The 22,739-nt window shown below is 65.3% G+C and carries 23 protein-coding genes; 15 read left to right on the forward strand and 8 right to left on the reverse strand.

Annotated features, from left to right (window positions below; genetic code table 11):
- Positions 1-7 precede the first annotated feature (7 nt).
- Positions 8-1,117, forward strand: a complete 1,110-nt coding sequence (locus ACLMAL_RS26930; RefSeq protein WP_412001631.1) for a winged helix DNA-binding domain-containing protein — start codon at positions 8-10, stop codon at positions 1,115-1,117.
- 47 nt (positions 1,118-1,164) lie between these two features.
- Here the strand turns inward: ACLMAL_RS26930 and ACLMAL_RS26935 are convergent, their stop codons facing one another.
- Positions 1,165-1,689, reverse strand: a complete 525-nt coding sequence (locus ACLMAL_RS26935) for an Lrp/AsnC family transcriptional regulator (RefSeq protein ID WP_412001632.1) — start codon at positions 1,687-1,689, stop codon at positions 1,165-1,167.
- A gap of 148 nt (positions 1,690-1,837) precedes the next feature.
- Between ACLMAL_RS26935 and hppD the strand changes: the two genes are divergently transcribed.
- A complete protein-coding gene (gene hppD, locus ACLMAL_RS26940; RefSeq protein WP_412001633.1) occupies positions 1,838-3,040 on the forward strand; it encodes a 4-hydroxyphenylpyruvate dioxygenase in 1,203 nt (400 codons plus the stop codon).
- Positions 3,041-3,052: 12 nt separating this feature from the next.
- On the opposite strand, the gene ACLMAL_RS26945 is transcribed toward hppD, so the two are convergent.
- Positions 3,053-3,271, reverse strand: coding sequence for a hypothetical protein (locus ACLMAL_RS26945; RefSeq protein ID WP_412001634.1), 219 nt, complete (start codon positions 3,269-3,271; stop codon positions 3,053-3,055).
- 130 nt (positions 3,272-3,401) lie between these two features.
- Here ACLMAL_RS26945 and ACLMAL_RS26950 point away from each other — a divergent pair, with 130 nt between their 5' ends.
- The 6 genes from ACLMAL_RS26950 (at position 3,402) to tuf (ending at position 9,269) form a co-directional block, all read left to right on the forward strand.
- Complete coding sequence (locus ACLMAL_RS26950) at positions 3,402-3,929, forward strand: DUF3558 domain-containing protein (RefSeq protein WP_412001635.1); 528 nt, start codon at positions 3,402-3,404, stop codon at positions 3,927-3,929.
- A gap of 11 nt (positions 3,930-3,940) precedes the next feature.
- The gene (locus tag ACLMAL_RS26955) at positions 3,941-4,507 is read left to right on the forward strand and encodes a DUF3558 domain-containing protein (protein ID WP_412001636.1); all 567 of its coding nucleotides are present in this window, start codon (positions 3,941-3,943) and stop codon (positions 4,505-4,507) included.
- Between the two features lie 370 nt (positions 4,508-4,877).
- Positions 4,878-5,252, forward strand: coding sequence for a 30S ribosomal protein S12 (gene rpsL / locus ACLMAL_RS26960; RefSeq protein ID WP_019049359.1), 375 nt, complete (start codon positions 4,878-4,880; stop codon positions 5,250-5,252).
- A gap of 1 nt (position 5,253) precedes the next feature.
- Positions 5,254-5,724, forward strand: coding sequence for a 30S ribosomal protein S7 (gene rpsG / locus ACLMAL_RS26965; protein WP_040739280.1), 471 nt, complete (start codon positions 5,254-5,256; stop codon positions 5,722-5,724).
- A gap of 138 nt (positions 5,725-5,862) precedes the next feature.
- Positions 5,863-7,965, forward strand: coding sequence for an elongation factor G (gene fusA, locus ACLMAL_RS26970; protein ID WP_412001637.1), 2,103 nt, complete (start codon positions 5,863-5,865; stop codon positions 7,963-7,965).
- Between the two features lie 113 nt (positions 7,966-8,078).
- A complete protein-coding gene (gene tuf / locus ACLMAL_RS26975; RefSeq protein ID WP_364905783.1) occupies positions 8,079-9,269 on the forward strand; it encodes an elongation factor Tu in 1,191 nt (396 codons plus the stop codon).
- Here tuf and ACLMAL_RS26980 read toward each other — a convergent pair.
- On the reverse strand, positions 9,262-9,603 hold the full coding sequence (locus ACLMAL_RS26980) for a hypothetical protein (protein WP_412001638.1): 342 nt from the start codon (positions 9,601-9,603) through the stop codon (positions 9,262-9,264). The genes tuf and ACLMAL_RS26980 overlap by 8 nt on opposite strands.
- A 349-nt stretch (positions 9,604-9,952) precedes the next feature.
- Here ACLMAL_RS26980 and fusA (ACLMAL_RS26985) point away from each other — a divergent pair, with 349 nt between their 5' ends.
- Together fusA (ACLMAL_RS26985) and ACLMAL_RS26990 are read left to right on the forward strand one after the other, a co-directional pair.
- On the forward strand, positions 9,953-12,025 hold the full coding sequence (gene fusA / locus ACLMAL_RS26985) for an elongation factor G (RefSeq protein WP_412001639.1): 2,073 nt from the start codon (positions 9,953-9,955) through the stop codon (positions 12,023-12,025).
- Between the two features lie 140 nt (positions 12,026-12,165).
- Complete coding sequence (locus tag ACLMAL_RS26990; RefSeq protein WP_412001640.1) at positions 12,166-12,975, forward strand: alpha/beta fold hydrolase; 810 nt, start codon at positions 12,166-12,168, stop codon at positions 12,973-12,975.
- A 36-nt stretch (positions 12,976-13,011) separates the two neighbouring features.
- On the opposite strand, the gene ACLMAL_RS26995 is transcribed toward ACLMAL_RS26990, so the two are convergent.
- From ACLMAL_RS26995 to ACLMAL_RS27005, 3 genes are all read right to left on the reverse strand, one after another.
- On the reverse strand, positions 13,012-14,166 hold the full coding sequence (locus tag ACLMAL_RS26995) for a lipase family protein (RefSeq protein ID WP_412001641.1): 1,155 nt from the start codon (positions 14,164-14,166) through the stop codon (positions 13,012-13,014).
- Between the two features lie 127 nt (positions 14,167-14,293).
- Entirely contained in the window at positions 14,294-14,923 is a 630-nt protein-coding gene (locus ACLMAL_RS27000) for a TetR/AcrR family transcriptional regulator (RefSeq protein WP_412001642.1), read from the reverse strand.
- Positions 14,923-15,279, reverse strand: coding sequence for an SPW repeat protein (locus ACLMAL_RS27005; RefSeq protein ID WP_328406525.1), 357 nt, complete (start codon positions 15,277-15,279; stop codon positions 14,923-14,925). The genes ACLMAL_RS27000 and ACLMAL_RS27005 overlap by 1 nt, the downstream gene beginning before the upstream one ends.
- Before the next feature lie 244 nt (positions 15,280-15,523).
- Between ACLMAL_RS27005 and ACLMAL_RS27010 the strand changes: the two genes are divergently transcribed.
- From ACLMAL_RS27010 to ACLMAL_RS27020, 3 genes are all read left to right on the forward strand, one after another.
- On the forward strand, positions 15,524-16,723 hold the full coding sequence (locus ACLMAL_RS27010) for an NAD(P)/FAD-dependent oxidoreductase (protein ID WP_412001643.1): 1,200 nt from the start codon (positions 15,524-15,526) through the stop codon (positions 16,721-16,723).
- Between the two features lie 213 nt (positions 16,724-16,936).
- A complete protein-coding gene (locus ACLMAL_RS27015) occupies positions 16,937-17,698 on the forward strand; it encodes a glutamate racemase (protein WP_412001644.1) in 762 nt (253 codons plus the stop codon).
- Positions 17,699-17,767: 69 nt separating this feature from the next.
- A complete protein-coding gene (locus ACLMAL_RS27020) occupies positions 17,768-18,511 on the forward strand; it encodes a DNA alkylation repair protein (protein WP_412001645.1) in 744 nt (247 codons plus the stop codon).
- Positions 18,512-18,784: 273 nt separating this feature from the next.
- Here ACLMAL_RS27020 and ACLMAL_RS27025 read toward each other — a convergent pair whose 3' ends face one another.
- Both ACLMAL_RS27025 and mftR2 read right to left on the reverse strand, forming a co-directional pair.
- Complete coding sequence (locus tag ACLMAL_RS27025; RefSeq protein WP_412001646.1) at positions 18,785-19,840, reverse strand: 2Fe-2S iron-sulfur cluster-binding protein; 1,056 nt, start codon at positions 19,838-19,840, stop codon at positions 18,785-18,787.
- A gap of 61 nt (positions 19,841-19,901) precedes the next feature.
- The gene (mftR2, locus tag ACLMAL_RS27030) at positions 19,902-20,540 is read right to left on the reverse strand and encodes a mycofactocin system transcriptional regulator MftR2 (protein ID WP_328406520.1); all 639 of its coding nucleotides are present in this window, start codon (positions 20,538-20,540) and stop codon (positions 19,902-19,904) included.
- Between the two features lie 328 nt (positions 20,541-20,868).
- On the opposite strand from mftR2, the gene mftA reads away from it, so the two are divergent.
- On the forward strand, positions 20,869-20,967 hold the full coding sequence (gene mftA / locus ACLMAL_RS27035) for a mycofactocin precursor MftA (protein WP_328413443.1): 99 nt from the start codon (positions 20,869-20,871) through the stop codon (positions 20,965-20,967).
- A gap of 14 nt (positions 20,968-20,981) precedes the next feature.
- On the forward strand, positions 20,982-22,544 hold the full coding sequence (gene mftC / locus ACLMAL_RS27040) for a mycofactocin radical SAM maturase (protein ID WP_412001647.1): 1,563 nt from the start codon (positions 20,982-20,984) through the stop codon (positions 22,542-22,544).
- The last annotated feature ends 195 nt before the right edge of the window (positions 22,545-22,739 follow it).

A 22,739-nucleotide genomic window follows, 5' to 3' on the forward strand; every position in this document is an offset into this window, starting at 1 on the left:
CGGCACGATGCTGTCCAATCGGGTACTGAACCGGACCCTGCTCGCCCGCCAGCATCTGCTGGAGCGCTCGTCGCTGAGCGTGCCCGAGATGTGCGATCATCTCGTCGGGCTGCAGGCCCAGGACTCGACGCCGCCGTTCGTCGGATTGTGGAGCCGCACAGCGGATTTCGATCCGGCGACGGTGTCGGCAGGGCTCGAGGATCGCGCGCTGGTTCGCATCACGTTGATGCGCGGCACGATTCACCTGGTCACGCCGCCGGATGCCTTGCGTATCGCACCGCACGTGCAGCCCGAGCTCGAAAAGATACCGTTCCGTAAGGGGTTCAACTACGGCGCGATGGTCGGACTCGATCCCGCGGAAGTCCGCGCGCGTGGCGAGCAGGTGCTCGGGAACGAGCCGATGTCGGCGGCGGATATGCGCGCACATGCGGCCGAGCTGTGGCCCGATCGGGACGCGGGTGCGGTCGTGCAGACCTGGCTCTATCAGCTGCCGGTGCTGCAGACTCCGCCGCGTGGAAAGTGGAAGGACAACAGCAGGCCGGTCTGGTCCCGGGTCGAGCCGTGGCTCGGCGCGCCACTGGATCCGACATATCCGTTGGCGGAGTTGGTTTTCCGGTACCTGCGTGCTTTCGGTCCCGCCAGCACCATGGACATGCAAACCTGGTCGAAGCTGACCGGCATGAAGCAAGCGGTCGAGCAGCTGGGCGACAGGTTGCGCACCTACACCGACGAGCGCGGCCGCACCCTCTACGACGTCGCCGACGGTGTACTGGCCGACGCCGAGCTGCCCGCCCCGGTGCGCCTGCTCGGCTGGTACGACAATGCGATTCTTTCGCATCAGGATCGGAGCAGGATCGCGCCCGACAGCCGGCCGGTGCCGTTGCGCGCGTTTGCCGCCGCGGTTTCGCCGGTGCTGCTCGACGGCTACCTTTCCGGGTTCTACAAGATCTTCCCGGAGAAGGGTGTCGCCCGCCTGCGCATCACCCCGACCAGGAAGTGGTCGGCGGCGGAGAGTCGGGCTGTCGAGGCCGAATCGCATGCGCTGCTCGCGTTCCTGGAGGCAGATAAACAGCCGCGCGTCGAAATCCTCGAGGTAGCTGCCGACCTGCGCCCCTGATCAGCGCTGTCCGGAGGCACGCGACTCGGCAGGCCGTGCGCGGTCGGCTATCGCCCGTGGGCGTCGCGGTAGGCGGGGGCCTTGGTGGTTCCGGTGGGGGTCAGGGTGCGCAGCAGCGGCAGTGTGCGGCGCTGGATCACCGTCGACAACACGATGACGCTGTGTGAGCGCACCACCGCGGTGGTCCGATCGATGCTCAGCAACACCGATTGCAGGCCGGCGTGCGAGTCGGCGCCGATCCGGCACAGCACATCGCCGGATCCGGTGGTCGCATAGGCCTCGAGCACGCCGGGAATCGCGTCGAGCTCGGCGGCGACGGTATCGAGCGCACCCTGCGCGATCTCCAGCGTGACGAAGGCCTGGACATCGAAACCCGCAGCGGTGACGTCGATTTGCGGGTCGTAGGAGGCGATGACCCCGGATTCCTCCATGCGGCCGATCCTGGATTGGACGGTGGCCCGTGCAACCTTGGTGCGGCGCGACAGTTCGAGGACTCCCGCCTTCTGGTACTCGTGCATCGCGGCCAGGATGGCGAGATCGAGTTCGTCGAGTTTTGCCGGCGTGTGCGACATGTCGGCCTCCGTTCGTGGCGCGGGCTGTGCTCGGTGATGCTATTCAAATTGTCCAGCATCTTGTGGGTCTTGCTAGCCGAATTCGCCAGAGTGTCTATCGGAATCCACCGCTATTGCCTACCGGCATAGGTGGCGATTTCCTTGGATCATGACGATCGAGAACCTGCCGAATTCCCGGCCGACGGCCCTACCCACCGACGGTGAGCTGCGCAGGCTCGTCGGACTGGTCGAGCACGACGACAGCGTCGATCCGTTCCCCGTCATCGGTTGGGACGCCCTGGTCTGGGTGGTCGGCAACGCGACGCAGACCGCGCACTTCCTGGAGTCCGCCTTCGGCATGCGGCTGGAGGCCTACGCGGGACCGGAGACCGGCAATCGTGACCACAAGGCGTTCGTGCTGCGCAGCGGCGGCGCGCGGTTCGTGATCACCGGTGCGGTCGATCCGGACAGCCCGCTGGTCGGCCATCACGACCGGCACGGCGACGGCATCACCGATATCGCACTCGAGGTTCCGGACGTGGACCGCTGCATCGCCTGGGCGCGCACCCACGGCGCGACGATTCTGGTCGAACCGCACGACGAGACAGACGAATTCGGCGCGGTCCGCTCGGCGGCCATCGCCACCTACGGCGAGACACGGCATACGCTGGTCGACCGTTCCAAGTATTACGGGCCATATCTGCCCGGCTATATCGCCCGCCGCTCTATCTATCGACCGCGCGCGGGCACGCCGGTCCGGCTGTTCCAGGCGATCGACCATGTCGTCGGCAACGTCGAGCTCGGCATGATGGACGAGTGGGTCGAGTTCTACCGCCGCGTCATGGGTTTCACGAATATGGCCGAATTCGTCGGTGACGACATCGCCACCGAGTACTCCGCGTTGATGAGCAAGGTCGTCGCCAACGGCAATCACCGGGTGAAGTTCCCGCTGAACGAGCCCGCGGTGGGCAAGAAGCGTTCGCAGATCGACGAATATCTCGAGTTCTACCGCGGGCCCGGCGTGCAGCACATCGCCCTGGCCACCAGCGACATCCTCACCTGCGTCGACACGCTGCGCCGTGAGGGCGTCGAATTCCTGGAAACGCCGGACACCTACTATTCCGACCCAGAATTGCGCGCCCGCATCGGCCACGTCCGGGTGCCGGTCGACCAGTTGCAGCGGCGCGGCATCCTGGTCGACCGGGACGAAGACGGCTACCTGCTGCAGATCTTCTGCAAGCCGCTCACCGATCGCCCGACCGTCTTCTTCGAACTGATCGAGCGACACGGTTCGCTCGGCTTCGGCAAGGGCAACTTCAAGGCTCTGTTCCAAGCGATCGAACGCGAACAGGAAGCCAGAGGCAACCTCTGACGTGCCGCCGAGTCAGGACGCCAAGAGGTCGTAGACCTCTTGGCCATTGATCACGATCGGCTGGCAACGAGCATGCGGATTCCCATTGTTGTGATACCAATTCGCATGATCGAGGCAGTCGCTCAGCCAGTAGTAGCGGCCGAGGAAGTTGCCTCCCGCGGAGGCTGTTCCCGCGAGGCCGCCCCACAGCCCCGCAATGATCAAGACAGCAACGGCCAATTTCTTCAGCATTGGTTTCCCCTCCCAATTGCTCACGTAGTGAAGCGTTTTCATCATAGCGAGCGCGGCCGCGCCGCCGAACCCGCCGCGGCCCCGCAGTCGTATCCGGCCGTGTCAGGTGCCGATGGGTAGAGTTCACGGCATGCGGATTCCGTCGGCAATCGTCATCGGTGCGACCTTGGCGTTGGCACTGTCGGCATGCGGTTCGAGCGGCGACTCCGATTCGTCGAACACGCCGCTGCGTCCGCCGCCGAAGGTTGCCACTCTGGGTCCGTTCGCCGGTGAGTGCGGTCATGTCACCGACGACGAGGTCCGCGAAATCGCGGGTTTGGCGCAACTCTCGCGGGTGTTCAAGAACTCGGTCGGCTGCAATTGGCAATCCGCTGGGCAGGGTTCGACCAGCGTCACTTTCGCCGCGTATCGGGGCAGCCCCATCGATCGGGAACGGGCGTGGGTGACCACCCAGGGGCGTGGTGTGGAGAAGATCGAGGTCGGTGGTCGCGTTGGATTTCAGGCGCTGGAGACCAACAGCGCGGTGTGTGATCTCGCCGTGCAGCTCGACGACGATTTTTTCGAGTGGTCGATGTCGTTCGGTCTCTTCGCGGCGACCGGCAATCCATGCGACCGGATGCACAAGCTCGCCGAGTTGACCGTGCAGCGGCTGCAGTGAGGGAGTTCGCCATGAATCTTCGTGCCCGTTCGATGACCCGCGGCCTGATCGCCGCGCTGGCCGTGCTCGGCATCGCCGTTTCGGTCGCCGGTTGCGGGCGCACGGTGCCCGGGTCCGCGCATCCCGCGGGGTCGGGCACCGGATCGTCGGTCAACACGAACTTCGACAAGCTGTTACGCGAGTGCGATGTCGTCTCGATGGACCAGATCGGCAAGGCGGTGGGCGAGGGCGCATACGCCGGGGCGTCGTTCTACGGTGCGGTGTGCATGTGGGACGTGGACAATGCGCCCGGCGGCACCGCCATGGTGACCCTGAACTGGTACGAGGTCGGCTCGCTGAACAACGAGAAGACCAACAACGACAAACTCGGCTACCTCACCAACAACATCACCGTGCAGGGCCAGCGGGCGCTGCAGACGCATCGCCCCAACGATCCCGACTCCTGCGGGGTCAGCGCCAGCGCGGCCGACACCGGCGTGATCGGCTGGTGGATCAATTACCGTCCCGGCTCCGGACATCCCGATCCGTGCGTCGGTGCGCAGAAACTCGTCGAATTGACCCTGAATCTCGCGAGGTAGGTACGCTGGAATCGAACTGCCGGTCGTGGTGGTTACCCACCCCACTTTGACCCTGTGTCGCGATCACGAGTATCGTGGATCGCTGTGCCCGGAAGCATGCGGGCAAGTTCGTGCGTGGACGTAAGCCAGCGAAAGCGGCTGACCTTCCCGGCGTGCCCGGAAAACCGGTCTTGCTTCGCGCGCGACACGCCCGACCTCGGGACGCGAGAAACGCGGCTGGGCGTGCGGGTGAAAGCTCGATGACAGCGGCGTGAACGACGGGCCCGGAGGCGGTAGCTTGCGTGACCACGGAGGGCGCCGAGAACGCCGCCAACTGAACACCGACATGAAGTTCCAGACACCGCGTTAACTAATTAAGGAAAGCCGGTCTATGCCAACCATCAACCAGCTGGTCCGCAAGGGTCGTCGCGACAAGGTCTCCAAGACCAAGACCGCGGCCCTCAAGGGGAGCCCGCAGCGCCGTGGCGTGTGCACTCGCGTGTACACCACGACCCCGAAGAAGCCGAACTCCGCGCTGCGTAAGGTCGCGCGTGTTCGCCTGACCAGCGCGGTCGAGGTCACGGCCTACATCCCGGGCGAGGGCCACAACCTGCAGGAGCACTCGATGGTGCTCGTGCGTGGCGGTCGTGTGAAGGACCTCCCCGGTGTCCGCTACAAGATCATCCGTGGCTCGCTCGACACCCAGGGTGTGAAGAACCGCAAGCAGGCCCGCAGCCGTTACGGCGCCAAGAAGGAGAAGAGCTGATATGCCACGCAAGGGCCCCGCACCCAAGCGTCCGCTGATCAACGACCCGGTCTACGGGTCGCCGCTGGTCACTCAGCTGGTCAACAAGATCCTGCTGGACGGCAAGAAGTCCACCGCCGAGCGCATCGTCTACGGCGCGCTGGAGCAGGCGCGCGAGAAGACCGGCACCGATCCGGTCGTCACCCTCAAGCGCGCGCTGGACAACGTCAAGCCCGCACTCGAGGTGAAGCCCCGTCGTGTCGGTGGCGCCACCTACCAGGTGCCGGTCGAGGTTCGTCCCGGCCGCTCCAACACCCTGGCGCTGCGCTGGCTGGTCAACTACTCGCGGGCTCGCCGTGAGAAGACCATGGTCGAGCGTCTCGCCAATGAGCTGCTCGATGCCAGCAACGGCCTCGGCGCTTCGGTGAAGCGTCGCGAGGACACCCACAAGATGGCCGAGTCCAACCGGGCCTTCGCGCACTACCGCTGGTGACGTCTGCCCGGCCCGTCGTTATTGGGTCGGGAGGCACAGCCGGATGCGGTACTTACCCACCGCTTCCGGCGTTGACATAGTGACGACCACAGGGTCGTCCCCGAAAATCCCAACTAGCTACGAGCGGGGAAGATTTCCGTGGCACAGGACGTGCTCACCGACCTGAACAAGGTCCGCAACATCGGCATCATGGCCCACATTGATGCGGGCAAGACGACCACAACTGAACGCATCCTCTTCTACACCGGCATCACCTACAAGATCGGTGAAGTCCACGATGGCGCGGCCACCATGGACTGGATGGAGCAGGAGCAGGAGCGTGGTATCACCATCACCTCCGCGGCTACCACGTGCTTCTGGAACGACAACCAGATCAACATCATCGACACCCCCGGGCACGTCGACTTCACCGTCGAGGTGGAGCGGTCGCTGCGCGTGCTCGACGGCGCCGTCGCGGTGTTCGACGGCAAGGAAGGCGTCGAGCCGCAGTCCGAGCAGGTGTGGCGTCAGGCCGATAAGTACGACGTGCCGCGTATCTGCTTCGTCAACAAGATGGACAAGCTCGGTGCGGACTTCTACTTCACCGTGCAGACCATCAAGGACCGTCTCGGCGCCAAGCCGTTGGTGATCCAGCTGCCGATCGGCGCTGAGGACACCTTCGAGGGCATTGTCGACCTGGTCGAGATGAACGCCAAGGTCTGGAAGGGCGAGACCAAGCTCGGCGAGGAGTACCAGGTCATCGAGATCCCGGCCGACCTCGCGGACCAGGCGGAGATCTACCGCCAGGAACTGCTGGAGACTGTCGCGGAGTCGGACGAGGCGCTGCTCGAGAAGCACTTCAGCGGCGATGAGCTCACGATCGATGAGATCAAGGGCGCCATTCGCAAGATGACGGTCAACTCCGAGCTCTACCCGGTGCTGTGTGGTTCGGCGTTCAAGAACAAGGGTGTTCAGCCCATGCTCGACGCCGTGATCGACTACTTGCCGACCCCGCTGGACGATGGTGGCACCGATGGCCACGTCCCGGGCAAGGAAGAGGAGATCATCCACCGCGACGCGAACAGCAGTGAGCCGTTCTCGGCGCTGGCGTTCAAGATCGCCGTGCACCCTTTCTTCGGCAAGCTGACCTACGTGCGCGTGTACTCGGGCAAGGTCGACTCCGGCGCCCAGGTCATCAACTCGACCAAGGGCAAGAAGGAGCGTCTGGGCAAGCTGTTCCAGATGCACTCCAACAAGGAGAACCCGGTCGGCGAGGCCGTGGCAGGCCACATCTACGCGGTCATCGGCCTGAAGGACACCACCACCGGTGACACCCTGTGCGATCCGCAGAACCAGATCGTGCTCGAGTCCATGACCTTCCCGGACCCGGTCATCCAGGTCTCCATCGAGCCGAAGACCAAGTCCGACCAGGAGAAGCTGGGCACCGCGATCCAGCGTCTCTCGGAAGAGGACCCGACCTTCTCAGTCAAGCTCGACCAGGAGACCGGCCAGACCGTCATCGGCGGCATGGGCGAGCTCCACCTCGACATCCTCGTCGACCGTATGCGTCGCGAGTTCAAGGTCGAGGCGAACGTCGGCAAGCCGCAGGTGGCTTACCGCGAGACCATCACCAAGAAGGTCGAGAAGCTCGAGTTCACCCACAAGAAGCAGACGGGTGGCTCCGGCCAGTTCGCGAAGGTCATCATCGCCCTCGAGCCGTTCGTCGGCGAGGACGGCGCGACCTACGAGTTCGAGAACAAGGTCTCCGGTGGTCGCGTTCCGCGCGAGTACATCCCTTCGGTGGACGCTGGTGCGCAGGATGCCATGCAGTACGGTGTGCTCGCGGGCTACCCGCTGGTGAACCTGAAGGTCATCCTGCTCGACGGCGCATACCACGACGTCGACTCCTCGGAAATGGCGTTCAAGATCGCCGGCTCCCAGGCACTGAAGGAAGCGGCCCGTAAGGCCGGTCCGGTGATCCTCGAGCCGCTCATGGCGGTCGAGGTCATCACGCCCGAGGACTACATGGGTGATGTGATCGGCGACCTGAACTCCCGCCGTGGCCAGATTCAGGCCATGGAGGAACGCAGTGGTGCCCGTGTCGTCAAGGCGCTGGTTCCGCTCTCGGAGATGTTCGGTTATATCGGTGATCTGCGGTCGAAGACCCAGGGCCGGGCGAACTACTCCATGGTGTTCGATTCGTATGCGGAGGTTCCGGCCAACGTGTCGAAGGAGATCATCGCCAAGGCGACCGGCGAGTAATCCGACGGGGCAGGCCGCACGGCCTGCCCCATCAGCCGGGAGTCAGTACGACCCCCCAGTAATAACCGCACTGCTGCAACTGCACGCACCAACAAGTCCAGGAGGACACCACAGTGGCGAAGGCGAAGTTCGAGCGGACGAAGCCGCACGTCAACATCGGCACCATCGGTCACGTCGACCACGGCAAGACCACGCTGACTGCAGCGATCACCAAGGTGCTGGCTGACAAGTACCCGGATCTGAACGCCGCGTTCGCGTTCGATCAGATCGACAAGGCGCCGGAGGAGAAGGCTCGTGGTATCACGATCAACATCTCCCACGTCGAGTACCAGACGGACAAGCGCCACTACGCGCACGTCGACGCCCCGGGTCACGCTGACTACATCAAGAACATGATCACCGGTGCGGCGCAGATGGACGGCGCCATCCTGGTGGTCGCCGCCACCGACGGCCCGATGCCGCAGACCCGCGAGCACGTGCTGCTCGCCCGTCAGGTCGGTGTTCCTTACATCCTGGTCGCGCTGAACAAGTCCGACATGGTCGACGACGAGGAAATCCTCGAGCTCGTCGAGATGGAGGTCCGCGAACTGCTGGCCGCCCAGGAGTTCGACGAGGAAGCGCCGGTCGTGCGTGTTTCCGGTCTGAAGGCGCTCGAGGGCGACCCGAAGTGGACCGAGTCGATCGTCGAGCTGATGAACGCGGTCGACGAGTCGATCCCGACTCCCGTTCGTGAGACCGACAAGCCGTTCCTGATGCCGGTCGAGGATGTCTTCACGATCACCGGTCGTGGCACCGTCGTCACCGGTCGTATCGAGCGCGGCATCATCAACGTGAACGAGGAAGTCGAGATCGTCGGCATCCGCGAGAAGGTCACCAAGACCACCATCACGGGCATCGAGATGTTCCGCAAGCTGCTCGACAACGGCCAGGCGGGCGACAACGTCGGTCTGCTGGTTCGTGGCATCAAGCGTGAAGATGTCGAGCGTGGCCAGGTCGTCGTGAAGCCGGGCACCACCACCCCGCACACCGAGTTCGAGGGCCAGGCCTACATCCTGTCCAAGGACGAGGGTGGCCGCCACACGCCGTTCTTCAACAACTACCGTCCCCAGTTCTACTTCCGTACGACTGACGTGACGGGCGTTGTGACCCTGCCCGAGGGCACCGAGATGGTCATGCCCGGTGACAACACCGAGATGTCCGTCAAGCTGATCCAGCCGGTCGCCATGGACGAGGGTCTGCGCTTCGCGATCCGCGAGGGTGGCCGCACCGTCGGCGCCGGTCGCGTCACGAAGATCGTCAAGTGATTCTCTGACTCGCTGACCAAACGGCGCCGCCCCGAAAGGGGCGGCGCCGTTTGCGTTTTCGCGGGTGTGTGCCGGTCGGGGCGTTATCGCGAGCCTGGGACGGCCGGTGCTCGAGTTCGGTGATCTGTTGCCGATAGGCGTCCAATTCGCAGAGCTTGCCTGCTATTTCGTCGGTCAGTTGCGCGATCCGGCCGAGGTACCGGTGCGCAGGCCGGTCGATCCAATACGCGCCTGCCCGGCCCTGCTCGACAGCGAGCTGGATGTCCGAGGCGGCGATCCCCGCGGCCGCGACATCCGTCGTCGCGGCATCGCGGGCGGACTCCAGCTGCCGCACGCGCAGCTGGTCGGTCCGATTATGACCCCCTTAGCGGATATCGTGGCTCCTCCGGTCCGCGATTGTCGCCGAGACCTTCCCCAGCGCCGAGAAGGTCATCTCGACGACCGGTTGTCCGGCGGGATATTCGATGGACGCGGGCGGGGGCGGGCGGTACATATGAGGCATGTTTCCCTCGGGTCCGCGTTCGCGGTAGTTGTCGGCAGAGCCCCTTCGGCGTGCCGCCCGCGCCGCGTGGACGATGCTCGCGCCGTTGCCGGAACGCACCAACTAGGCGAGCGTCTTTCTGACGAAACTAGTTGAGGGAGTGGGGATTACCGTGACACGTGGCGTGCTTGGCAATCTGAGTATGGTTCGGAACATCGGCATCATGGCCCATATCGATGCCGGTAAGACTACGACCACCGAACGGATCCTTTTCTATACCGGCGTCACCTACAAGCTGGGCGAGGTGCACGACGGCGCTTCGGCGATGGATCGGATGGTGCAGGAGCAGGAGCACGGAATAACGATCGCCTCGGCGGCGACCACCTGCTTCTGGAACGGCTACCAGCTCAACGTCATCGATACGCCGGGACACGTCGACTTCACGGCGGAGGTGGAGCGGTCGCTGCGCGTGCTCGACGGTGCGGTCGCGGTGTTCGACGGCAAGGAAGGCGTCGAGCCGCAGTCCGAGCAGGTGTGGCGTCAGGCCGACAAGTACCGGCTGCCGCGCATTTGTTTCGTGAACAAGATGGACAAGCTCGGTGCGGATTTCTTCTTCACCGTGCAGACCATCAAGGACCGTCTCGGCGCCGAGCCGTTGGTGATCCAGCTGCCGATTGGCGCTGAGGACACCTTCGAGGGCATTGTCGACCTGGTCGAGATGAACGCCAAGATGTGGTGCGGTGATACGGAACTCGGTGAGCGGTACGAGGTCGTCGAGATTCCGGCCGTGCTTCGAGAGCGTTCCGAGCGCTACCGCGTGGAGCTATTGGAGGCTGTTGCCGAGTCGGATGAGGCACTGCTGGAGAAATATCTCGGCGGTGTGGAATTGTCCGTCGTGGAGATCAAGGGGGCGATCCGTCACCTGACGGTGAATTCCCTTGCCTACCCGACGCTTTGCGGTTCGGCGTTCAAGAACAAGGGCGTGCAGCCGATGCTCGACGCGGTGGTCGACTACTTGCCGACACCGCTCGACAGCGGCGGCATCGATGGTCACGCGCCGGGCAACGAGGGACAGATCATCCACCGCGCTGCCGATGCGGACGCGCCGTTCGCGGCGCTGGCGTTCAAGATTGCCGCGCACCCGTTCTTCGGCGAGCTCACTTACATCCGGGTGTACTCCGGCCGGGTCGGAGCGGGCGCGGTGGTGATCAATCCACGCATGGGACGAAAGGAGCGTTTGGGCAGGCTTTTCCAGATGCACTCGAACAAGGAGACACCGGTCGACGTGGCCGCTGCGGGACACATCTACGCCGTGATCGGGCTGAAGGACGTCACCACCGGTGACACCCTGTGCGATCCGGACCACCAGCTCGTGCTGGAGTCGATGACATTCCCCGATCCGGTCATCCAGGTTTCGATCGAGCCGAAAACCACCTCGGATCAGGAGCAACTCGGTGTCGCGATCCAGAAGCTGGCCAGGGAGGACCCCACCTTCTCGGTGACGCTGGATAAGGAGACCGGCCAGACCGTCATCGGCGGCATGGGCGAGCTCCACCTCGACATCCTGATCGACCGCATGAAGCGGGAGTTCAACGTCGAGGCGAACATCGGCAAGCCGCAGGTGGCCTATCGCGAGACGATCACCACCGCGGTGGCTCGGCTCGAACACACCCACCGTAAGCAATCCGGTGGCAAGGGTCAGTTCGCGAAGGTCGTCGTCGCAGTGGCGCCGTTCGCCGGCGCGGGCGGCGCGATCTACGAGTTCGAGAGTCGGGTGACCGGTGGTCGAGTGCCGAAGGAATTCATTCCGTCGGTCGATGCCGGTGCGCAGGATGCCATGCAGTCGGGGATGCTCGCGGGCTATCCGTTGGTGAACATGCGGGTGGTGCTGCTCGATGGTGCCGTGCACGAGAAGGATTCCTCCGACTTCGCCTTCCGGACCGCGGCTGCTCAGGCGGTGCGAGAGGCGGTCGGTAAGGCTCGCCCGGTGCTCCTCGAACCCATCATGGCCGTCGAGGTCGTGACACCGGAGGAGTACCTGGGTGATGTGATCGGCGACCTGAACTCCCGCCGTGGCCAGATTCAGGCCATGGAGGAACGCAGTGGTGCCCGTGTCGTCAAGGCGCTGGTTCCGCTCTCAGAGATGTTCGGTTATATCGGTGATCTGCGGTCGAAGACCCAGGGCCGGGCGAACTACTCCATGGTGTTCGATTCGTATGCGGAGGTTCCGGCCAACGTGTCGAAGGAAATCATCGCCAAGGCGACCGGCGAGTAGTACGCGGATGGCGCCGCCCCGATTCGGGGCGGCGCCGTTTCGCCGCTCATGTCATTGACGACATCACCTCGGAGGTCATGGACTTCATCGGTAATCCGACGCACTGTCGTAGTGAGAGATCGCAACGATTCGGAGGATGCATGGCCAAGAACGCGCAGCTGGAGGTCACCGAGGGCACGCTCGAGCACAAGCTGCCCTATCTGGCGCTCGGCTCGGGGCGGCCGCTGGTGTTTCTGCGGTGGTTCACCCTCGATCACGCCAACCCACGCGGGTGGATGCGTGACTCGGAGATCACCACGCTCACGCCACTGGCGAGGCGCTACCGGGTCTACGCGGTGAACCGTGCGCCGGACATGCCCGCAGGCACGACGATGGCCGATATCGCCGCCCAGCACGCGGCGGCGCTGCGTGCCGAATTCGGTGGTCCGGTAGACGTGCTCGGGGTTTCCTCGGGAGGTTCGCTCGCGCTGCAACTGGCGGTGGACCATCCCGGGGCGGTGCGCAGGTTGGTGATCGCCTCCTCGGGTTACCGACTGGAGGACCATGCGCGCGAATCCCAGCTGCGCTACGCGGTGGCGGCGGCCGAGGGCCACCGCGCGTTGCACCACATGGCTCCCATCTTCGCCTCCTCGCCGATCCTCGGACGTCTCGTTGCGGCGGCCATGTGGTTGGCCGACCCGTTGGCACGCCCGAAGAATCCCGCGGACACCCTTGCCTTCGCGCTGGCAGAAGACGTCTTCGACCTCTCCGGCCGCCTCGGCGACATCACGGCCCCGACCCTGGTGATCGGCGGCGAACGCGACAGCGCCTACAGCACGGCAACATTCCGCCACACCGCCGATGGCATCCCGAATTCCCGCTTGATCATCTACCCCGGCGCCGACCACCTGGGTGCGATCAAGCACCCACGCTTCGCCCCCGATATCGCCGACTTTCTCGACGCGGCCTGAGCGGCGGTCCTGCGGGCCGCGCCGCGCAGGCGCCGTTCAGCAATTCGTCGGCGCAGGCTCGCCGCGGAAGCGGGCCTCCAGCCAGGCGAGCGCCGCGGGGATGCCGAGGACAGCGGCTGTGAGGTGTTCGGGGGAGGCGGTGAGTTCGGTCTGTAACCGAACGCCCGCCCGGCAATAGCGGCGGTTGATGTTGTCGGTCGCGTCGATCGGAATGAGCGGGTCGGTCGGCGAATGCCATTCGAATATCGGCATGTTCGGCACGCCGTCGAACAATTCCAGACTGTTTTCCTCGACGACGCTTCGCGCGTTTCGATTTTCCGTGAGTGACATGTTGCTTGCGAAATCGCGCGCGCTGCGCCACGCTCCGGCGGCCAGAATTTCATTGGTGCAGCTGTTGGCAATGCGGTCGCGGGCTGCCATTCCCTGGGAATTGAGGTAGTCGCTGATCGGGAATCGGTCCGGGTATTCGCGTTCCAGCCCGATGGCCGCCGCCATCAACAGCCCGAAGGCCGGATGTGGTTCGAACCTGATGCCTTCCAGCATTTTCACCATGTTCGTCGGTACACCGCCGGCTGCGGCGCCCGCGATGTCGAGCTCGGGTGCATAGCGCGGTGCGAGTGCGGCGGCCCACGCGGTGGCCATGCCACCGCCGGAATAACCTGCCATCGCGATCGGGCTGTGCTGCACACCGAGCTCGGGAACCTGACGCACCGCGCGGATTCCATCGAGAGTGATCTGGCCGCCGAGCCGGGCCGCACCGTAGGCGAAGGTCGGACCGAGGTGATCGGGCAGGGCGACGCTCCAGCCATGCAGCAGCACCGCGTTCAGCGCCACCGCTTCCTTGATCTGCAGATTGAAATCGTCGGAGTAGAGCTCCCTGGAGACTGCGCACTTGGTTCCGAGCGCGTTGATGATGTGCTGGTAGGACAGCAGCGGCCCGTCGGGAGGGCGGCCGTGCGGTGTCAGCACGGTGGTTGTCGCCGCGATGGGCAGTCCGCGGGAGTTCGTCGAGCGGAATTTGATCAGCGTGACGTCGGTATCCGGGAAGATCATCAGCGGTGGCAGCGGCCGGGTCGCGATCACCTGACCCGGCCGTTTTGCCGCGATATCGGCCGGTGCGGCATAGAAAGGATCGGGATCCGCGACCGGGTAAATCGGTGTTGCCGGCGCGGTGCCGGTACCGATCAGCATCGTCGCTAGAACCCCGGCCAGCAGCCCGGTTGTCAGTGTGCCTCGCGTGGTTATACCAATGTGCACATAATTACAACTATCACGGCCTAGCTGCACAATTGCGAAGGCACGGCATTTCAGAATTTTGTCAGCCGAGCTCCGTCATGCCCGCGGCGACGACCTGAGCCACATTCAACAACTCGTCTGTTGTCGGCAGCGGCAGGCCGTCGAGCGCATGCAGGCGGTCGGTGCTCGCGATCGCGAACATGGCCGAAACCCAGGCGGCCGCACAGGCGCGCAGGGTGCCTTGCTGAACCGGTGTCGGCGTGCTCGCCTGGAGGACTCGGGCGGTGATATCGAGCATTTGGTCACGCAGGTGGCGCAATTGGCGCCGCACGTCCGGGTGGGTGTCGGCTTCGCGCCACATGATGACGCGCAGCACCGAGGAATGGTTGTCGCGCAGATTGAGCGCGGCATCGAGATTGACCAAACTGGCGGCCGGATCGCCGGGCGTGACCACCGTGCCGATGTCATCGATCGGATGGTTGGGCACCCGTTCGGCCATCAGCGCGGACAGAATCGAATCCTTGGTCGGGAAGTAATAGAAGACCAGGCCCTTGGGGACGCCTGCCGCGCCGGCGATGGCCGCGGTCGCGGTCGCATCGAATCCTTGTGCCGCGAAAAGCTTTTCGGCGGCATCCAGAATGAGCTGCCGGGCGTCGCCGTCCACCTTGGCGCTACGGCGACGCCCTGCTCGATGCGGTTTGGGCATCTGCATCAGTGGTGCGGAACCATGTCGTGCAGACGCGCCGACATTGCCGGCAGCGCCGCGATCGCGACCACTACCGTCACTATCCCGACTACCCATGCGGTCCAGGATGCGCCGCGGTACTCGGTGAAGTCCATTGCCCACGGGGAAATGAACAGCAATGCGCCGAACAGGCCCATCGCGTAGTCGGTGGCCTGCATGGCGGGCCGGTAGATCTGCGCGAGTCCGGTGAGAGCAATGAGAACGCCCAAGACGATCAGTGACCACTGGCCGTTGTCGTTCGTCTCTACCCAGAGGGGTGACAGCGCGGCAAAGACTCCCAGCACGATGGCCAGGTAGTCCTGTGTGCGACTTTCGGTGAACATGGAGTGCCTCCTCGGGCTATGGAATGTTCTCCTGCCTCCGATTCAACTCTGATTGACCGCCCGATCAATATCGATATAGAAACGGTTGTGCACCAATGGGCGGTGGTCCTGGTCCCGTCGTCACAGTGACGGCCCTCACTGTGAGCTGTGACCAAGCAGAAGTTAGGGTGAGCTGCGTGTCACCTTCAGTTACGGATGCCCACTCGACCCGGCGACTGTCCGGCCACACCGAAGGAGAGGCCGCATGAACGGGCCGATCGTGATCGTCGGCGCTGGGCTGGCCGGCCTGCGCACCGCCGAGGAACTGCGCCGCGCAGGATACGAGGGTGACCTGATCCTCGTCGGCGAGGAGTCGCGGCTGCCCTACGACCGCCCGCCGCTGTCCAAGCAGTTCGTGCGCGGCGAGACCGACGACACCACACTCCGACCGGAGGAATTCTTTGTCGAAAAGCAGATCGATCTGCGCCTGAACACCGCGGCGGTCGGCGTCGACACCGCGGCGCGGCAGGTGGCTCTTGCCGACGGCAGCCTGCTGGACTACGCCCAGCTGATCATCGCGACCGGCCTGCAGCCGCGCCGGCTGCCGGGCCTGCCCGACCTGAAGGGTGTGCACGTGCTGCGCGGGCACGCCGACGCCGCCGCGCTGCGGGCCGAATTGTCCGGTGCGAGTAAGGCGCTGGTGGTCGGTGCGGGGTTCATCGGATGTGAGCTCGCGGCCAGCTTCCGTGCGGGCGGGGTGCAGGTGGTGCTGATCGAACCTCAGCCGACGCCGCTGGCCTCGGTGCTCGGCGAGCAGGTCGGTGCGCTGGTCGCCAGGATGCATCGTGCCGAGGGCGTGGATCTGCGCTGCGGCACCGGTCTGGACACCTTCCTCGCCGACGACGCCGACCGGGTACGCGGTGCGCGGCTGTCGGACGGCAGTGAGGTGTACGCCGACCTGGTGGTCATCGGGGTCGGCTCGCGCCCGGTCACCGAATGGCTCGCCGATTCCGGCATCGTGCTCGCCGAGCCGACCGCGGGCGGTGGCGTCCTCGCCGATGGGGTGGGCCGTACGTCCGTCGAGGGTGTGTGGGCGGTCGGCGACGTCGCCGCGTGGCTGCACGAGACTGGTCAGCGCAAGCGGGTCGAGCACTGGACCAACGCGGGCGAGCAGGCAAAACTACTGGCCTGCGCACTGCTGGGCGCACAACCGCCGACCGCGGCGCGGGTGCCGTACTTCTGGAGCGACCAGTACAACGTGAAAATCCAGGCCCTCGGCACCCCGAACGCGACCGACGAGGTCCACATCGTCTCCGACGACGGCCGCAAGTTCCTTGCCTACTACGCCCAGGACGGCAACCTCACCGGCGTGGTCGGCGCGGGCATGACCGCACAGGTGATGAAAGTCCGCGCGAAGATCGCAGCGGGCGCCCCGGTGGCGGAGCTGCTCGGCACGGCTCGATAGGCGGCTGCCTCGCGTGCGCTCGGCCCGGCGCGGCGATTGTCGGACGGTGTCCGGCTGTGTTCGATGGGCGGCTGCCTCGCGTGCGCTTGGCCCGGCGCGGCGATTGTCGGACGGTGTCCGGCTGTGTTCGATGGGCGGCTGCCTCGCCTGCGCTCGGCCCGGCGGGATGGTGTCCGGCTACGTTCTCCAGGCGGCCTACTAAGGTTGGACCACGTGATCGTCGCGCTCATCGATTCCGGCCTCGGGTTGCTGACCACAGCTGCGTGGCTGCGCAAGCTTCGACCGGATGTGGACCTGCTGCTGCAACTGGATCCGGATGGTGCGCCGTGGGGGCCGAAGCCGGAGGAGTGGACGATCGATCGGGTGGTCGGCGCCGCGCGCACCTCGGTCGAGCTCGGTGCGGAGGTGATCGTGCTGCCGTGCAATACCGCAAGCGTCACGGCGCTGGATCATGTGCGCGCCGAGGTCGGTCCCGAGGTGCCGGTGATCGGCACCGTGCCCGCGATCAAGCCTGCGGCTGCCGTCTGCTCGTCGGTGGCGGTGTGGGCGACCGCGGCGACGACGGCCAGCCGCTACCAGGCGGACCTGATCGCCCGGTTCGGTGGCGCGGCCGACGTAGTCGGCGTCGCCTGCCACGGCTTGGCCGATGCCATCGACGCGGGCGATCTCGCCGGAGCCAAAGAGTCGATCGCGCGGGCCGCCGAGCAGACCCCCGCCGACGTCGAGGGCGTGGTTCTCGGCTGCACGCACTACCCGCTGGTGATCGATGCCATCCTCGCTGCGCTGCCCGCTGGTGTTCGCCTCTTCGACAGCGCGCAAGCCGTTGCCACGCAGACGATTCGGCGCATGGACGCGCTCGGCAGGCCCAGCACCGGAAACGGCGCGGTCCGGGTGCTCAACAGCGGTCGTCCCGGTGATCTGCCTGCCAGCGCCGCCGCCTTCGAGTCGGGCCGAATCCTCGGCGCGCAGAGCTGATTTCCGCAGATCTCCGCCACCGCGCCCTTCGACAGGACAAGTCGACCGGCTGACATGGAAGGTTCGCTGATGACGGCAGTTACCGAGAACGCTGCGCAGCTGCGGGCGGCGCTGGCCGAGGTCGCCGACCCCGCCGATGCGTTCCAGCTACAGCGGTTCTTCAAAACCGGCCCCGGTGAGTACGGCGCGGGCGACGTCTTCATCGGCGTCCGGGTGCCGGTGACCCGTTCGATCGCGAAACGCTTTGCGACACTACCGCTCACCGAAATCGACGCCCTGCTCGACAGCCCGGTGCACGAGCACCGGCTCGCGGCGCTTGTCATCCTCAATGGCAGGTTCGCCGCGGCATCCAAGCCGCGCACCTTCGACGACAAGGCCCGCGCGGCCATGGTCGAGCTGTATCTCGCCGCCGTGCGTCGTGGCCGCGTGAACAACTGGGACCTCGTCGATGTGTCGGCGGAGAACATCATCGGCCCGTGGCTGCTGGACAAGCCACGCGACCTGCTTTTCGAGCTGGCCGACGCCGAGTCGCTGTGGGAGCGTCGAGTCGCCCTGCTTTCGAGTTTCGCATTCATCAAAGCGGGCGATGCCACCACGACTTTCGAACTGTCCGAGCGATTGTTCGCCGACCGCCGCGACCTCATCCAAAAGGCGCTCGGCTGGATGCTCCGCGAGGTCGGAAAGCGCATCGATGAGCAGCTGCTGACCGACTTCCTGGACAAGCACGCGCCCGAGATGGGCCGCACCGCACTCAGTTACGCCGTCGAACGCCTCGCCCCCGCGCAGCGCGTCGCCTACCGCGCAGCACGCTGAAACAAAAGAAGCCGCAACTCACACCCACCACGGACCGAGTTTTACGAGCGACCGTTCGCAGCCTGCACCCATGCAACCGATACAGAGCGCCAAAGTCGCGAGCTTCCCCACCAAAGTGCCCATCACGGAGCGAGTTTTACGAGCGACCGTTCGCAGCCTGCACCCATGCAACCGATACAGAGCGCCAAAGTCGCGAGCTTCCCCACCAAAGTGCCCATCACGGAGCGAGTCTTACGAGCGAACACGCAGCGCCGCAGGCGCTGCAAATCAGACTCAGAACTGGATCTTCAGGCGGTCGGTGACCGGCCTGGCCTGGCAGCCGAGGATGTAGCCGTTGGCGATGTCCTCGGGGTCGAGGATTTCGGCGTTCTCCATCTCGACCTTGCCCTCCAGCACCGTGCAGGCGCAGGAACCGCATTCGCCTTCCTGGCAGGAGTAGGGCACGTCGAGTCCCTTGGCCAGCATGATGTCGACCAGGGTCTGCTTGCGCGGCCAGGACAGCTCGTGCACTTCGCCGTCGAGTTCGACCTCGACGGTGGCGGCGGCAGCGGCCTCCTCATCACTGACCTCGACCGGTGCCTGGTCGGCGAACGGGTCTCCGGCAAGGGAATTGAACGTCTCGGCGTGGGTCCGCGAGCGCGGCACATCGAGCTGTGCCAGCGCGTCGTGCACACGGTCCATGAACGGTTTCGGCCCGCACATGAAGGCGTTGTAGGTGGCGTAGGGCGACACCAGGGTGGCCAGCGCGTCCGGCGTGGGCAGGCCCTGCAGGTACTCCAGCCAGTGGATCACGGTGAGCCGTTGCGCATGCTTGTCGGCCAGCTCCCGCAATTCGGCCGCGAAGATCACCGATTCGTGGTCGCGGTTGGCGTATATCAGAACGACCTTGCCGTTACCCCTGGCCAGCGCCGATTTCAGGATGGACATCACCGGGGTGATGCCACTGCCCGCGCCGAAGAGCAGCAGATCCTCGTCGAGGTCCTTGGGTGTGAAAACGCCCGAGGGTGGCAGCACCTCGATCTGGTCGCCCGCTTTGACGTTGTCGCACACCCAGTTCGATCCGTAGCCGCCAACGGTGCGTTTGATGGTGACTTTCGGTAGGTCGTCGGTGTAGGGCGAGCTGGCAAGGGAATAGCAGCGCGCCACCGAGCCGGTCAGGTCGCTCGGAATGCGCAGTGTCAGGAATTGGCCGGGCTGGTAGCTGAAGCGTTCACGCGATTCCTCGGGCACGTCGAAGACCAGCGAGCAGGTGTCGACGGTCTCGGTGATGACAGCGGCTACCCGCAGCACGACCGAGCGCGAGCCGTGTGGAACTTCAACGGTGGTCATAGCGTCCTCTCGAACGTGGCGCGGCCGGCGGGTACCGACAAAACTAGAACGTGTTTCAGTTTCATCGTACGTCGGTATTCGGCTGCCGGACAAGCTGGGCCTCCAGACCGGCTACCAACACCTCCATGCCGAAGTCGTACGCGTACTTCCCACGCAGGTCCGCCATGTACTTGGTGGCGCGCTCCACGACGTCGGGCAGTGCCACATCCGACAGCGGCGAGCGGTCCCGTGGATTCACCCGGCTGCGGCCGAACAGGTAGGTGTGGATCGTCGCGTAGGCGGCGAGCACATTGCGGTCGGTGAAGCCCGCTTCGAACAAGATCTCCATCAGTGCGGCGATCAGATCGAGCTGTTTGCCGAGCATCTGCTCGATCAGTACATCGCCGAGGCCGGGATGCTTGCGCAGCTTCTCGTCGATCTGGTCGATGAGGTCGCGCAGCCGCTGCTGCCACGGCCCGGATTCGGGCGGTGGCTTGCGAACTCCGGTCAATGCCGCAGTGGCGACCAGGTCGAGCAGTTCCCGTTTATCGGCCACGTAGTAGTACGGCGCCATCGGTGAAACCCCGAGTTCGCGGGAAAGTCGCCGCATGGACAATTTCTCGACGCCGTCTTCCCGAACCACTCGCAGCGCGGCCTCGACGATCTCGGACTCCGACAGAGTATTGCCGCCCCCGCTCGCCTGCATTCGTCCGACTCCCATGCCACCTCTACCACCGCGGGCAACGATCGCCCGTCACGTCCTGTTCAGCTGCTTGCCACCGAAAGTCTAGAGCGCGCGCCGCCGAACCGGTCAGTGTGCGTGCGACTCGGCCCGCAGGTCGGACGGCCCGGGGTGACGCGTCCACTGAGTGGGACGCTGCACGCCCACCTCGATCGATCGAGTGGAACCTGTTCCATTTTGTCAGTGCATGACGTTATCGTGTGAGCGCGGCTACATCGGGTGGCCGTGGACACCGATCGTCATCTCGGAGGTAGCCATGCCGGAATACGGATCGCTCGGAAAGACCGACGCCGACAGCACCGGGCCGATCACCACGGTCGATGCGCGTTCGGCCGAGGAAGCGCCGCTGGTGGAGGAAACCCTCATCGAAGAGGTCTCCATCGACGGTATGTGCGGCGTCTACTGAACGGCGGAGCGACCATGCTCGATCTCGATACTCGTTGGGAGCTGCACCCGAGGGTGGCGCTGCGGCCGGAGTCGTTCGGCGCGCTGCTCTACCACTTCGGCACACGCAAGCTCTCGTTCCTGAAGAACCCGCAGATCCTCGAGATCGTGCGGTCGCTGCCCTCGCACGCCTCGGCGCGTACCGCGCTGCGGGCGGCCGGCCTGTCGGACGATGTCGCAGGCCCGTATGTGCGGGCACTGGAACAGCTGGCCGACTCGAGCATGATCACTCCAGCGGCACCGGGCAGTGCCCCGGAGGCATTGCGGCACAGCGCATTCACCGCACCCGCCGCCCGATCGGACGCGGGGGCGGCTCCGGCATCGGCCGGTGCGGTGCGCCTGATCGACCGATTCGAAACCGGCCTCGCGGCACCGATCTGCCTCACCTGGGAGCTCACCTACGCCTGCAATCTGTCCTGCGTGCACTGCCTGTCCTCCTCGGGCAGGCGCGATCCGCGCGAGCTGAGCACCGAGCAGTGCAAGGCGCTGATCGACGAGTTCGAACGCATGCAGATCTTCTACGTGAATATCGGTGGCGGCGAACCCACTGTGCGCCCGGACTTCTGGGAGCTGGTCGACTACGCGACCGCGCATCATGTCGGAGTGAAGTTCTCCACCAACGGAGTTCGCATCACGCCGGAGGTTGCCGCGCGCCTTGCCGCCAGTGACTATGTGGACGTTCAGATTTCGTTGGACGGTGCCGACGCCGAGGTCAACGACGCCGTGCGCGGGCCTGGCTCCTACGACATGGCGATCCGGGCATTGGACAACCTGGCCGCGGCCGGGTTCTCCGACGCCAAGCTGTCGGTGGTCGCGACCCGCCACAACATTGCCCAGCTCGACGAGTTCAAGGCGATTGCCGACAAGTACGGCGCCACACTGCGTTTGACCCGACTGCGGCCTTCGGGGCGCGGCGCGGACGTCTGGGACGAACTGCACCCGCTGCCCGAACAGCAACGGGTGCTCTACGACTGGCTGGTGCGCAACGGTGACGGTGTGCTCACCGGCGACTCGTTCTTCCACCTGTCCGCGTTCGGCGAGGCACTGCCCGGGCTGAACATGTGCGGTGCAGGCCGGGTTGTCTGCCTCGTCGATCCGCTCGGCGATGTGTACGCCTGCCCGTTCGCCATCCACGAACGGTTCATGGCCGGAAATGTGGTGGCGGACGGCGGTTTTCGGGCCGTCTGGCAGGAATCGGAGCTCTTCGCGGAGCTGCGCGAGCCCAGCGGTGGCGGCGCCTGCTCCGGCTGCGCTCACTACGACTCCTGCCGCGGCGGCTGCATGGCGGCCAAGTTCTTCACCGGCCTGCCTGCCGACGGACCGGACCCGGAGTGTGTGCAGGGCTACGGCGAGGCGGCACTGGCCGACACGGGGCGGATGATCCCGCGCTCGTCGGTCGACCACTCGCGGCGGGCGGTGCCGCGCAAGTCGGGTCCGCGGAAGTCGGGTCCGATTCCGCTCACGCTGTCGGTGTCCCGGCCCGTCGTCACGCCCGAACGACGCCCGTCGCGCGCCTGCGACGAGAGTCCGCTGACATGATGCCGGGTCGGTAGCCAGTGATGTGCTGCCATATCGCTCGAAGGTCGCCGTCGATCGGACGGCCGGATGATTGCCCTCCAGTTGCCGAGGGTCCGAGTTCGGTAGCCAGCGACCACTCGGCAACGCTCGGTGTCGGGAGTTGCCGGTCCGTTCGGGCCAATTCGCACGGAATTCTGTCCTTTTTTCCGGGTGGAT

The organism is Nocardia sp. CWNU-33 (assembly GCF_046764895.1).
Classification (GTDB): domain Bacteria; phylum Actinomycetota; class Actinomycetes; order Mycobacteriales; family Mycobacteriaceae; genus Nocardia.

Bases quoted from the DNA above. Each gene is read 5' to 3' on its own strand.
- ACLMAL_RS26990 (WP_412001640.1), top strand. From the start codon at position 12,166: ATGGCCAAGAACGCGCAGCTGGAGGTCACCGAGGGCACGCTCGAGCAC.
- mftR2 (WP_328406520.1), bottom strand. From the start codon at position 20,540: ATGGGAGTCGGACGAATGCAGGCGAGCGGGGGCGGCAATACTCTGTCG.
- ACLMAL_RS27000 (WP_412001642.1), bottom strand. From the start codon at position 14,923: ATGCAGATGCCCAAACCGCATCGAGCAGGGCGTCGCCGTAGCGCCAAG.
- ACLMAL_RS27010 (WP_412001643.1), top strand. From the start codon at position 15,524: ATGAACGGGCCGATCGTGATCGTCGGCGCTGGGCTGGCCGGCCTGCGC.
- ACLMAL_RS27020 (WP_412001645.1), top strand. From the start codon at position 17,768: ATGACGGCAGTTACCGAGAACGCTGCGCAGCTGCGGGCGGCGCTGGCC.
- mftC (WP_412001647.1), top strand. From the start codon at position 20,982: ATGCTCGATCTCGATACTCGTTGGGAGCTGCACCCGAGGGTGGCGCTG.
- hppD (WP_412001633.1), top strand. From the start codon at position 1,838: ATGACGATCGAGAACCTGCCGAATTCCCGGCCGACGGCCCTACCCACC.
- ACLMAL_RS26930 (WP_412001631.1), top strand. From the start codon at position 8: ATGCTGTCCAATCGGGTACTGAACCGGACCCTGCTCGCCCGCCAGCAT.
- ACLMAL_RS27025 (WP_412001646.1), bottom strand. From the start codon at position 19,840: ATGACCACCGTTGAAGTTCCACACGGCTCGCGCTCGGTCGTGCTGCGG.
- ACLMAL_RS27005 (WP_328406525.1), bottom strand. From the start codon at position 15,279: ATGTTCACCGAAAGTCGCACACAGGACTACCTGGCCATCGTGCTGGGA.
- fusA (WP_412001639.1), top strand. From the start codon at position 9,953: ATGGTTCGGAACATCGGCATCATGGCCCATATCGATGCCGGTAAGACT.
- rpsL (WP_019049359.1), top strand. From the start codon at position 4,878: ATGCCAACCATCAACCAGCTGGTCCGCAAGGGTCGTCGCGACAAGGTC.
- rpsG (WP_040739280.1), top strand. From the start codon at position 5,254: ATGCCACGCAAGGGCCCCGCACCCAAGCGTCCGCTGATCAACGACCCG.
- ACLMAL_RS26955 (WP_412001636.1), top strand. From the start codon at position 3,941: ATGAATCTTCGTGCCCGTTCGATGACCCGCGGCCTGATCGCCGCGCTG.
- ACLMAL_RS26945 (WP_412001634.1), bottom strand. From the start codon at position 3,271: ATGCTGAAGAAATTGGCCGTTGCTGTCTTGATCATTGCGGGGCTGTGG.
- ACLMAL_RS26935 (WP_412001632.1), bottom strand. From the start codon at position 1,689: ATGTCGCACACGCCGGCAAAACTCGACGAACTCGATCTCGCCATCCTG.
- ACLMAL_RS26950 (WP_412001635.1), top strand. From the start codon at position 3,402: ATGCGGATTCCGTCGGCAATCGTCATCGGTGCGACCTTGGCGTTGGCA.
- ACLMAL_RS26995 (WP_412001641.1), bottom strand. From the start codon at position 14,166: ATGCTGATCGGTACCGGCACCGCGCCGGCAACACCGATTTACCCGGTC.